This is a genomic window from Pseudomonas sp. 1D4 (genome assembly GCF_001728925.1).
GTDB lineage: Bacteria > Pseudomonadota > Gammaproteobacteria > Pseudomonadales > Pseudomonadaceae > Metapseudomonas > Metapseudomonas otitidis.
Map to the genome: position 1 here is coordinate 35,455 of NZ_LXJQ01000048.1, position 12,241 is coordinate 47,695.

7 protein-coding genes are annotated in these 12,241 nt (G+C 63.0%); 5 read left to right on the top strand and 2 right to left on the bottom strand.

Going from position 1 to position 12,241, the window contains the following annotated elements; translation table 11 throughout:
- Both A7D27_RS21245 and A7D27_RS21250 read right to left on the bottom strand, forming a co-directional pair.
- On the bottom strand, positions 1 to 1,617 hold the full coding sequence (locus A7D27_RS21245) for an ATP-binding protein (protein WP_069566005.1): 1,617 nt from the start codon (positions 1,615 to 1,617) through the stop codon (positions 1 to 3).
- Positions 1,618 to 1,654: 37 nt separating this feature from the next.
- Positions 1,655 to 2,377, bottom strand: coding sequence for a response regulator (locus A7D27_RS21250; RefSeq protein WP_069560923.1), 723 nt, complete (start codon positions 2,375 to 2,377; stop codon positions 1,655 to 1,657).
- 709 nt (positions 2,378 to 3,086) lie between these two features.
- Here A7D27_RS21250 and A7D27_RS21255 point away from each other — a divergent pair.
- From A7D27_RS21255 to A7D27_RS21270, 5 genes are all read left to right on the top strand, one after another.
- Positions 3,087 to 5,981, top strand: a complete 2,895-nt coding sequence (locus A7D27_RS21255) for a ribonucleoside-diphosphate reductase subunit alpha (protein ID WP_069560910.1) — start codon at positions 3,087 to 3,089, stop codon at positions 5,979 to 5,981.
- Between the two features lie 315 nt (positions 5,982 to 6,296).
- On the top strand, positions 6,297 to 7,541 hold the full coding sequence (locus tag A7D27_RS21260) for a ribonucleotide-diphosphate reductase subunit beta (RefSeq protein WP_069560911.1): 1,245 nt from the start codon (positions 6,297 to 6,299) through the stop codon (positions 7,539 to 7,541).
- A 108-nt stretch (positions 7,542 to 7,649) separates the two neighbouring features.
- Positions 7,650 to 9,056 (top strand): hypothetical protein, encoded by a 1,407-nt coding sequence (locus tag A7D27_RS28055; protein WP_139134149.1) that lies wholly within the window; start codon positions 7,650 to 7,652, stop codon positions 9,054 to 9,056.
- A 418-nt stretch (positions 9,057 to 9,474) separates the two neighbouring features.
- Entirely contained in the window at positions 9,475 to 9,966 is a 492-nt protein-coding gene (locus tag A7D27_RS21265; RefSeq protein ID WP_240920422.1) for a phage antirepressor, read from the top strand.
- 325 nt (positions 9,967 to 10,291) lie between these two features.
- Positions 10,292 to 11,992, top strand: a complete 1,701-nt coding sequence (locus A7D27_RS21270; protein WP_069566006.1) for a sulfate adenylyltransferase — start codon at positions 10,292 to 10,294, stop codon at positions 11,990 to 11,992.
- The last annotated feature ends 249 nt before the right edge of the window (positions 11,993 to 12,241 follow it).

Sequence of the window (12,241 nt, forward strand, 5' to 3'; positions counted from 1 at the left end):
TCAGGAGGGCAGGCGCTCGCCCTGCCGGCACGGCCAGACTAGGCTGAACTGCGCGCCGCCCAGGGCCTCGCTGCGGCCGACCTGTGCGCGCCCACTGTGCCAATAGATGATGCGCCGGACGATGGACAGGCCCAGGCCGTGCCCGCCGGAGGCGCGGGTGCGGCTGTCGTCCAGCCGCAGGAAGGGAGTGAAGATGCGCTCCCAGTGGCTTTCCGGCACGCCCGGACCGTCGTCCTCCACGTCGATGCGGCACAGTGCTTCGCCGATCTGAAAGCTCAGGCGCACCCGCGACTCGGCATGGCGCATGGCGTTGCTCACCAGGTTCTGCAGAGCCCGATGCAGGTAGCGCGGCTCAGCCTCCACCCAGGCCCCCTCCTCGCCACGGCCAAAGGCATGGCCGCGCTCGACGCGGATGGCCGGGCGCAGCGGCGCCAGCTCGGCGATCACCTGCTCCATCAACGCATCCAGGTCGACCCGCTGGAAGTTCAGCGCCGGCGCGCCCTGCTCCAGGCGGGCGTAGGTCAGCATCTCGTCCACCAGCTTGTCGAGCTCCTGGATGTCGCCGTCCATGCCTTCCATGTACTTGCGCCGCGCGGTGTCGGTCTCGGCGTCGGCGATCATCTCCAGGCCGAAGCGCAGCCGCGCCACCGGCGTGCGCAGCTCGTGGGACACCGCCCGCACCAGCTCGCGCTGCACCGACAGCAACTGCTGCAACTGCTCGGCCATGCCGTTGAAGGCGGCCGCCAGGCGCCCCACCGAGTCCGCACCACGGGCCGGCACGCGGGCGTCCAGCTTGCCGTGGGCGATGCGCGTGGCCGCTGCCTCCAGCCCCAGCAGGCGGCGCTCCAACTGGCGCACCAGCAGGTAGATGGTGAGGCCGATCAGGCTCAGCCCGAGCACGCCGATGAGGATCAGCAGCTCCGGCGGGTAGGGGTTCATCAGCACCAGCGGGCCGATCTCCAGCACCCAGGGCGTATCGACGATGCCGGCGAAGATGCGGATGGAGTCGCCGCCCTTGCCCAGGGCCATGACCGTGTCGCCCTCGTCCACCCGGCGCCGCTGGTCCTCATCGAGGTCGGCGTTCTCCAGGGTCACCAGGTGCAGGTCGAAACCGAACTGCTTGCTCTCCTTAAGGGCGGCCAGGCGCTGCGGCTGCTCGTTGACCGGGTAGCGCACCAGTTCGTCGATCAGCAGGTAGACGGTGGCCCGGGCCAACTGCTCGCTGATCTGCTGCACCTCGCCGGTGAGCACCAGGTGGTCCTTCTCGCTCACCAGGCTGTAGACCTTGGCGGCGTGGGGGCCGGTCTGCTCCACCATCACCTGGCGGCGCAGCACGCGGGAGCGCACGCCGCTGTCGAGGCGGTCCTCGTCCAGGTCCTGCAGCGCCAGGGGAATGCCCAGCAGGCGGCTCCACAGCACCAGGGCACGGCGGCGCTCCACCTGGGTCATGGGTTCGAGGTTGTCGGACATCAGGCGGAAGGTGCCGCGCGCCAGGCTTTCCCGGTAGCGGTCGGCGCGCACCTCGTTGACCTGGTGCAGGGTGAACACCCCCAGCAGCGCCACCAGCACCAGAGCGGCCAGCAGGCCGCCGTAGATGCGCAGGAAGATGGAGTTCATGGCCGCCCCCGGGCCACGGCCGAGCGGGCGGCGCGGGTCATGGCTGGCCGTCGGCCGCCTCGCCGACGAACAGGTAGCCCTTGCTGCGCACCGTCTTGATCAGGCGCGGGTGCATCGGGTCGTCGCCGATCTTGGGGCGGATGCGCGAGATGCGCACGTCGATGGAGCGGTCCTGGCCGTCGTACTCGATGCCGCGCAGGGCATTGAAGATCTCCTCGCGGGAGAGGATGCGCCCGGCGTTCACCGCCAGCAGCCAGAGCAGGTCGAACTCGGCGCTGGTCAGCTCGATGCTGCGCTCGCCGAGCCAGGCCTCGCGCATGGCGTTGTCGATCACCAGGCTGCCGAACCCCAGGCGCCGCGGGGTGTCATCCACCGCCTCGGCCAAGCCCTCGCTGCGCCGCAACAGAGCGCGGATGCGCGCCAGCAGCACCCGCGGGCGCACCGGCTTGTACACGTAGTCGTCGGCGCCCATCTCCAGGCCCAGCACCTGGTCCATGTCATCGGTGCGCGCAGTGAGCATCAGGATCGGGCCGTCGTAGCGCCCCCGCACCTTGCGGCAGATGGACAGGCCGTCCTCCCCCGGCAGCATCAGGTCCAGGATCACCAGGTCCGGGCGCTCCGCCAGGATGCGCGCCACCGCCTGGCCGCCGTCCGACTCGATGGCCACCCGCAGGCCGTTGCCTTCCAGGTACTCACGGGTCAGCTCGGCCAATCGCCGGTCGTCTTCGACAATGAGGATGCGCCAGGCTTCTTGTTCCACCACCTACTCCCATTCCAGCGCCCCGAGGGCCAGGAAAAACGCGCGGATTGTAGCAATGCCGGCCGTTCTGCACAGCGCATGCCAGAAAGGCGCAAAAACACTACATATTGTGTTAGCGTGCGCACCCGTCGGCATCCTCGAATCGCCCCTCAGAAGGCCGGCGAAGTGACGACGAACGGTCCACCCCTCGCCACCCTAGGCCTACCCGGCACCCGCCGGCCGCCGCGCACAGCGCACCCACAACTTATCCACAGCTTGTTCAGTACCCCTCGCCTTGCAATAGCCCAGACAGCGCATTATCTTGTACCCCCATCGCGCAGCACCCCTACATATTGGGGTTTTGCTAGATCACCAGGCACAACCAGAATCAAGTCCCGAAGAGCCTTTTCCGTGCATTCGAACCCGGTGATCCACCGAGAGCCCAACCCACCGCGCTGCCAAAGCAGACGGTGCCGGGGCGAGACACGCAAGACGTGACCGCCACCGGAAGCGGTGCGCAGCCGGAGCAGGCCGCACCACTAGGTATTGTGTTTCTGTCGTCGTGCTTTAACACGGCGACCCCAGACTTAGTAGGGCCGGGAGGCACCTGAGTCCGACCTCTCTGCCTTAGTAGTACCCACCGCCCGGTCCAGGCCGGCGCGGCGAGCTTTGTAACGGAATAACGGGTGCCCCGGCGCCCAACCAGACCTATACGAACATGGAGACCCCCATGCAGACCGACACCACTCGCGAGAACCCGCAGGCCAACGCGCCGCTGGCAGCCGACTCCGCCCAGGACCTGGCCGCCACCGCTCCCGGCCAGCTGCGCGTGATCAAACGCAACGGCACCGTCGTCCCCTACACCGACGACAAGATCACCGTTGCCATCACCAAGGCGTTCCTCGCCGTGGAAGGCGGTACTGCCGCTGCGTCTTCCCGCATCCATGAAACCGTTGCCCGCCTGACCGAGCAGGTCACCGCGACCTTCAAGCGTCGCATGCCCTCCGGCGGCACCATCCACATCGAAGAAATCCAGGACCAGGTCGAACTGAGCCTGATGCGCGCCGGCGAGCAGAAGGTCGCCCGCGACTACGTGCTCTACCGCGAAGCCCGCGCCCAGGAGCGCGCCAAGCGTGGCGCCGCCGCCAGCGACGTTGCCGTACCGCACCCGAGCATCCGCATCACCAAGGCCGACGGCAGCGTCCAGCCGCTGGACATGGGCCGCCTGCAGACCATCATCCGCGAAGCCTGCGAAGGCCTGGCCGAGGTGGACGGCGCCCTGATCGAGCGCGAAACCCTGAAGAACCTGTACGACGGCGTGGCCGAGAAGGACGTCAACACCGCCCTGGTGATGACCGCCCGTACCCTGGTGGAACGTGAGCCGAACTACTCCTACGTCACCGCCCGCCTGCTGATGGACACCCTGCGCGCCGAAGCCCTGGGCTTCCTCGGCGTGGCCGAAAGCGCCACCCACCACGAAATGGCCGAGCTCTACACCAAGGCCCTGGCCGCCTACGTCGAGAAGGGCGCCGAGTTCGAGCTGATCGACCCCAAGCTCAAGGAATTCGACCTGGCCAAGCTGGGCGCCGCGATCAACCACGAGCGTGACCAGCAGTTCACCTACCTCGGCCTGCAGACCCTGTACGACCGCTACTTCATCCACAAGGACGGCATCCGCTTCGAACTGCCGCAGGTCTTCTTCATGCGCGTGGCCATGGGCCTGGCCATCGAAGAGAAGGACCGTGAAGCCCGCGCCATCGAGTTCTACAACCTGCTCTCCTCGTTCGACTACATGTCGTCGACCCCGACCCTGTTCAACGCCGGCACCCTGCGTCCGCAGTTGTCCTCCTGCTACCTGACCACCGTGCCGGACGACCTGTCGGGCATCTACAACGCGATCCACGACAACGCCATGCTGTCGAAATTCGCCGGTGGCCTGGGCAACGACTGGACCCCGGTGCGCGCGCTGGGCTCCTACATCAAGGGCACCAACGGCAAATCCCAGGGCGTCGTCCCCTTCCTGAAAGTGGTCAACGACACCGCCGTGGCCGTGAACCAGGGCGGCAAGCGCAAGGGCGCCGTCTGCGCCTACCTGGAAACCTGGCACCTGGACATCGAGGAATTCCTCGAACTGCGCAAGAACACCGGTGACGACCGTCGCCGCACCCACGACATGAACACCGCGAACTGGATTCCGGACCTGTTCATGAAGCGCGTCTTCGACGACGGCAAGTGGACCCTGTTCTCCCCCTCCGAAGTGCCGGACCTGCACGACCTGACCGGCAAGGCCTTCGAAGAGCGCTACGAGTATTACGAAGCCCTGACCGAGTACAACAAGATCAAGGTGTTCAAGGTCGTCCAGGCCAAGGACCTGTGGCGCAAGATGCTCTCCATGCTGTTCGAGACCGGCCACCCGTGGCTGACCTTCAAGGACCCGTGCAACCTGCGCAGCCCGCAGCAGCACGTGGGCGTCGTCCACAGCTCCAACCTGTGCACCGAGATCACCCTGAACACCAATGCCGACGAAATCGCCGTCTGCAACCTGGGCTCGATCAACCTGGTCAACCACATCGTCGACGGCAAGCTGGACACCGCCAAGCTGCAGAAGACCGTGAAGACCGCCGTGCGCATGCTCGATAACGTCATCGACATCAACTACTACTCGGTCCCGCAGGCTCGCAACTCGAACCTCAAGCACCGCCCGGTAGGCCTCGGCATCATGGGCTTCCAGGACGCCCTGTACCTGCAGCACATCGCCTACGGCTCCGACGCGGCCATCGAGTTCGCCGACAAGTCCATGGAAGCGGTGAGCTACTTCGCCATCCAGGCCTCCTGTGACCTGGCCGACGAGCGCGGCGCCTACGAGACCTTCGACGGCTCCCTGTGGTCCAAGGGCATCCTGCCGCTGGACTCCCAGCAGATCCTCATCGAAGCCCGTGGCCAGAAGTACATCGACGTCGACCTGACCGAGTCCCTCGACTGGGCCCCGGTGCGCGAGCGCGTCAAGAAAGGCATCCGCAACTCGAACATCATGGCCATCGCCCCGACCGCGACCATCGCCAACATCACCGGCGTATCGCAGTCCATCGAGCCGACCTACCAGAACCTGTACGTGAAATCGAACCTCTCCGGCGAGTTCACCGTGATCAACCCCTACCTGGTACGCGACCTCAAGGCCCGCGGCCTGTGGGACCCGGTCATGGTCAACGACCTGAAGTACTACGACGGCTCCGTGCAGCAGATCGAGCGCATCCCGCAAGACCTGAAAGACCTGTACGCCACCGCCTTCGAAGTCGAGACCAAGTGGATCGTCGACGCCGCCAGCCGCCGCCAGAAGTGGATCGATCAGGCCCAGTCCCTGAACCTCTACATCGCCGGCGCCTCCGGCAAGAAGCTGGACGTGACCTACCGCATGGCTTGGTACCGTGGCCTGAAGACCACCTACTACCTCCGTGCCCTGGCCGCCACCAGCACCGAGAAGTCCACCATCAACACCGGCAAGCTCAACGCCGTCAGCTCGGTGATCGACGAAGGCCTGCAGGCTGCCCCGGCCGCCGCGCCGCAGCCGGCGCCGGTGCCGAAGGCGTGCTCCATCGACAACCCCGACTGCGAAGCGTGCCAGTAACGCAGTCCCCGGCGCGGCCATCGCGTTGTTGGCCACTCGGCCGGACCCCATCACGTACGGACGTACGCTCAGGGGCTCCGGCCAAGTGACCGCCTAGCGCTGACTCACGCCGGAAACTGCGGCGCGCCCGCAGCCAGCCCTCCCCTCTCCCGCTGGCGGGAGAGGGGGATGGGTAAAGAGGGAAACCTCAAGCAGTACCGAATCCGAACAGCACGTCCACAAACCGGGCGTGCAGGCCAGGCAAAGCACCGCCGGCCAGATGATCGCTTTAGCGTGCAACCCACTTTCACGCATCCAGACACCAGGAGAGGAAACATGCTCAGCTGGGACGAATTCGACAAAGAAGACCCCACCGAAGCCAAGGCCGCGCCCGCCGTTGCCCAGGCCGCGCAGAACGCCGACAAGCTCGATGACGAAGCCGCCGGCTCCGTGCAGGAGGCCCGCGCCGTGTCGGCTGACGACTCCGACGCCGTCGCCCGCGCCAAGAAGGCCCTCGACGCCCTCGACATCCAGGAAGGCCTGGACGACCTCGAAGGCGCCTCCGCGCGCGTACAGGTCGGCGACAAGCAGATGATCAACGCCCGTGCCGACCTCAACCAGCTCGTACCCTTCAAGTACGACTGGGCCTGGCAGAAGTACCTGGATGGCTGCGCCAACCACTGGATGCCCCAGGAAGTGAACATGAACGCCGACATTGCCCTGTGGAAGAGCAAGGACGGCCTCAGCGAAGACGAGCGCCGCATCGTCATGCGCAACCTCGGCTTCTTCTCCACCGCCGACTCCCTGGTTGCCAACAACCTGGTGCTGGCCGTGTACCGCCTGATCACCAACCCCGAGTGCCGCCAGTACATCCTGCGCCAGGCCTTCGAAGAGGCGATCCACACCCACGCCTACCAGTACTGCATCGAGTCCCTGGGCATGGATGAAGGCGAGATCTTCAACATGTACCACGAGATTCCGAGCGTCGCGAAAAAGGCCTCCTGGGGCCTCAAGTACACCCGCTCCATCTCCGATCCGCAGTTCAACACCGGCACCCCGGAAACCGACCGCCAGTTCCTGCGCAACCTGATCGCCTACTACTGCGTACTGGAAGGCATCTTCTTCTACTGCGGCTTCACCCAGATCCTCTCCATGGGCCGCCGCAACAAGATGACCGGCACCGCCGAGCAGTTCCAGTACATCCTGCGCGACGAGTCCATGCACCTGAACTTCGGCATCGACGTGATCAACCAGATCAAGATCGAAAACCCGCACCTGTGGGATGCCCAGATGAAGGACGAAGCCACCCAGATGATCCTCCAGGGCACCCAGCTCGAGATCGAATACGCACGCGACACCATGCCGCGCGGCGTACTGGGCATGAACGCCGCGATGATGGAGGACTACCTCAAGTTCATCGCCAACCGCCGCCTGACCCAGATCGGCCTGAAAGAGGAATACCCGGGCACCACCAACCCGTTCCCCTGGATGAGCGAAATCATGGACCTGAAGAAAGAGAAGAACTTCTTCGAGACCCGTGTGATCGAGTATCAGACCGGTGGTGCGCTGAGCTGGGATTGATGGCCAATTAGCATCAGAGTAGATTAACCCCACACCTGCCAAGGATGCTGGGTTAAACCTCAATTAGAACCCCGCCTAGTGCGGGGTTTATTTTTTGAGAGAAATTCGATGCTTACTTTTAATACACAGTTTCCAATAGATAAAGAAAACACTATAGACGATGTATTTGAAATTATAAGGACATGGCTACTTAAAAGCCCTCACTCAAAACTTCAAAAAGAACAATTAAAAGCCCTAACAAAAGGAGAAGACTGCTACATAAGAACAAGTAACGAATCGCTCCAACTAATCTACCTCAGCAGAGAAGAACACGATTTAATTGGGGCAAAACACACGACAACCAGTGACTCTATACGCTGGACCACTGAAATCTCAGGATCAAAGAAAAAATTCTCCTTTTGGATATCAATACAGGTTTCATGCGACAACTCAGTACCAACCCATAAAATCCCCAACACAAAAAAACCCCACATAATAAAGCTCTTATTAGAGAAGCTGAAAGGAGGAAAAGACGGGGAAATAACTGTCACAACAACCCCCACAGAATTAAATAGCAAAGAAATCAATCTAGCAGCAGACATTATAAATGGCATCTCCTCAAATTTAATGCCAGCAATTTATGTAAGCGCCAACGAGGATGACAGTCAGAAAATCAACATAGAAAAACTTTCATATCAACTGTCTGGAATGGCGCACATCATAGTGGAGCCAAATCGGGATTTTTCCTTTGAGCTTCGCCGAGAAACAAAAAATAAAAATGCATATGGAGGAGCAGTTGCTATTTACTGGCCAGAGGGACTTGGAAGGTATCTATTTCTGCCATGGGGAAAATATGAAGACCCCGAGACTGTTGAGACCGAAATAAGGAAGATAGTTAAAAGCGCACTCCTTTCAATGAGACCACTGAAAGATTGCAATTACCAATATATCTCAGAGCAAAAAGCCAGAGCCGCAATTGACGCACTCATATCAAGTGGTTCAACGCAGATAGACGAATACATAAGCCACTTTGACACTGAAATCCAATCCCTACGCGAAGAAATCTCTAAGCTTGAGCGAGAGAATACACGGCTCAAGTCACAAGCTTTTTCTAGGGAACAGGATGAACCCACGTCTATCTCCATTCCAACCAGCGAAACCGAACTATACGCTGGGGAACTTCAAGACATGGCTATCGACGCATTTGAATCACTGCGCACGCACACTCCTGAAAAACATAAAAGGCGCCTAGATTTAATAGAATCGGTTTTATCAGAAAACCCTAAAATAGGAAGAAAAACCGAACTCATAAAGACAATAAAAGACACACTAACAAACTATCAAAGAATGGATGAACGCACCAAAAGAACGCTTGAGCGGATTGGATTTGAAATAATAAGTGAAGGTAATCATTACAAGCTAACCTTTAACGGAGACAACCGCTATATAATAACGCTAGCAAAAACACCCAGCGACCATAGAAATGGAAAGAACACCGCTAGCGATATATGCGGCCTTCTATTTGGTGGACACTAGTCCGAAATTTAAAACTGCCATGCCGATCAGTATTTAGGGTGGATGGCGCTCTTTCGTTGAGCGCAACACAACGGTGGATCGATGAGGCGCGATCCACCCGCCCCCGCCCTCACGCTTCCGCCTGCCCGATCAGCCATTTCCCACGCAGCAACTGCATTGCCACCTTCCGGGTGCGCCCATAGCCTCCGTCCCCGGCGCCTAAGAAACGCTTACTCACCTAGCGGCCTGACCGCTCCCGAAAGTTCAGCGGCTTTTTTGTGCATGCGGCACACTCGCGCACGCTCAAAACCTCTGTATGTCGGGAGTGGGCTAATACAAGACCCGAAAGGGAAATACGTCCGGCCCTCTAGGTGGGGTTTCTTAACTCCCGACGCCAACAGCCCTGAGAAAGCTGTAAGACCTAGCAGAGGTAATGGACATGCCCGACTCACCCCAGCTCCACGACGAGATCCTCATCCCCACCCTGTTCACCCGCCACCGCCGCCAGCTCCGTGCGCTGCTGCTGGACGACGAGCCCTGGTTCGTCCTCAACGACCTGGCGCGGCTGATCAACCGCGTACCGCTCGACGAACGCGCGCCCCGCAACCTCGACCCGGACCAACTGCAGCCCGCCTGGGTGCGCGACAGCAGGGGCGAGTACCAGCGCGAGCTGCTGGTGAGCGACTGCGGCGTCTACGCACTGCTGATCTTCTACTACCACCCGGAGAACGGCGGCATCCGCCGCTGGATCAGCCGCGAGGTGATCCCGCGCCTGCGCGAGGCCCAGCACCCGGATGCCCTGCGCCCCTACCGCGACGTGGTGCACTGGCAGGAACGCCCGCTGGAGGTGCTGCACTGGCAGGGCCGCACCTGGCTGGATGCCAGCGAATGCCACCGCCTGCTGCAGCGACCGGCACGGGTGATCGGCTGAGCCCCCGCGCAACGCGCAAAGCCCCTGCAGCCGAGCCGTCGCAGGGTGCGCCCGGCAAACGGCCAACGCCCGCTTGCACACCCCCGCACAACACCCACCCCGCCCGGCAGACGCTCCGCCGGTAACTTCCAGACTTTCCCCACAGGGCAACGTCCTTGTCCGCCCCGGCCCCCGGCCCCTACCGTTCAGCCAGTCCGGTGCGCCCACAGGCAGGCCGGACGGCCGCAGTGACCGGCCATGTCCTACCCATAACAAAACGGCACAGTGCGACCCGTTCGCCGCTCAGGCGACCAGCGAGCGGGGCCAGAGCCGAGCAGGAGGAAACATGGAACTCGCCTTCGATCGCTACCCCCAGCAGCCCCACGGTGGAACCCTGGTCAACCAGGTGGTGCCCGCCGACCAGGTACGGGCAGAAATAGCGCGCGCACGCGCATTGCCGTCGATCCGCATCGACCTGGAGGCGGTGATCACCATCGAGATGATCACCACCGGCGTGCTCTCGCCCAACAAGGGCTTCATGAACCAGGCCGACTACCTGTCCGTGCTGGGCAGCGGCCGGCTGGCCAACGGCGTGGTGTGGCCGGTGCCGCTGAGCTTCGCGCCGGTGGGCGAGCGCAACCGCGAGGTGATCGCCGCCCTGGCGGTGGGCGATGAAGTGGCCCTGATCGACAACCGCAACGAGCCGGTGGCCATCCTCGCCATCGAGGACATCTTCGATTACGACAAGGAAGAGCGCGCCCGCCAGTTGTTCGGCACCACCGACCGCAACCACCCAGGGGTGGACGCCATCCACCGGCGCATGGGCGACGTCGCCCTGGGCGGCACGCTGCAGTTGCTGCAACGGGTCGACTGGGGCCCCTTCGAATCATTGCGCCTGGAGCCCCGGGACACCTGGAAGCGCTTCTACGAGGAGCGCGGCTTCCGCTCCGTGGCCGGCTTCATCACCGGCGCCAACCCTTTGCACCGGGGCCACGAATACATCCACCGCAACGCCCTGGAAGGCATCGACGGCCTGCTGCTGCAACCGCTGGTGGAAATGGCCAAGCGTGAATACGTGCGCCACGAATACCGCATGCAGGCCTACCGCAACGTGCTGGAGACCTACTACCCGAAGGACCGCGCCATCCTCTCCCCGCTGCGGGTCACCTACATCTTCGCCGGCCCCCGGGAGACGGTGCTGCACGCCCTGATCATGAAGAACTACGGCTGCACCCACGCGCTGATCGGCCGCGACCACGCGGGGATCGGCAGCTATTACGACAAGTACGCCAGCCACAGCATCTTCGACCAGTTCACCCCGGACGAGCTGGGCATCGAAGTGCGCCTGTTCCACGAGGTGTTCTACTGCGTGCGCTGCGCCAGCCACGCCACGACCGAAACCTGCCCCCACGACGAGCGCTACCAGCTGAACATCTCCGGCACCGGCATCCGCGAGATGCTGCGCCACGGCCTGGTGCCGCCCAAGGAGGTGGTGCGCCCGGAGTCGGCCCTGGCGGCCATGCAGGGCATCCAGCCCAAAGGGCTGGGGGACGACGGCGAAGGCACCCTGCCGGTGGCCAAGGTGATCCAGAGCCTGTTCCCCTTCTACACCCGCTTCACCCGCCTGGGCGGCGCACCGCGCCAGCAGCCGCTGGACGCGGAGGCACTCACCGTGCGCGACCTGGAACTGGCCTGCCACGAGGCGCGCACCCACACCGGCGATGTCTACGACGGCGTCTACCGCGAATACACCGCCCTGCTGGACCACAACCGCAGTCTTCAACCGGCCTGGGTGGACGACGCGCGCGACGCCCTGCACCGGCAGCAGCGGCGCCTGCTCGATGACCTGGACGAGAAGTTCAAGCAGGCGCCGGAGCAGGCCTCCGACGAGTTCATGTACCAGGACCAGGCGGAAGTGCAGCGGGAACTGAGCGCCGCCCGCACCCTTCTCGACGACATCCCCACGGCGATGGACGCCACCCGCCTCGCCAACCGCGCCTGGAACAGCCTGCCCTACCCCCGCTACCGCGGCGCCGACGACGCCTGACCCCACACCCCACGGCAGCGCCTGCATGGGCTGCCGTGGGTGTTTCTTTCCCTCCACCGACCGGCATCGAATCGGGCCATGGCGGCGAACGTAGGATGGGCTGAGCTGTGCGAAGCACATCATTGCCCGAGCGCCGGGAGTCGATGCGGTTCGCACAGCTCACCGCATCCTACGGACCCGCCCGTGGGGTCACCGGCGTTGCATGGGGCAACAGCCCGCTCCACCCTCGAATCGGGGCATGGCGGCATA

Excerpts from the sequence above, each read along its gene's own strand:
- A7D27_RS21245 (WP_069566005.1), bottom strand. The coding sequence starts at position 1,617 with ATGAACTCCATCTTCCTGCGCATCTACGGCGGCCTGCTGGCCGCTCTG.
- A7D27_RS21255 (WP_069560910.1), top strand. The coding sequence starts at position 3,087 with ATGCAGACCGACACCACTCGCGAGAACCCGCAGGCCAACGCGCCGCTG.
- A7D27_RS21260 (WP_069560911.1), top strand. The coding sequence starts at position 6,297 with ATGCTCAGCTGGGACGAATTCGACAAAGAAGACCCCACCGAAGCCAAG.
- A7D27_RS28055 (WP_139134149.1), top strand. The coding sequence starts at position 7,650 with ATGCTTACTTTTAATACACAGTTTCCAATAGATAAAGAAAACACTATA.
- A7D27_RS21265 (WP_240920422.1), top strand. The coding sequence starts at position 9,475 with ATGCCCGACTCACCCCAGCTCCACGACGAGATCCTCATCCCCACCCTG.
- A7D27_RS21270 (WP_069566006.1), top strand. The coding sequence starts at position 10,292 with ATGGAACTCGCCTTCGATCGCTACCCCCAGCAGCCCCACGGTGGAACC.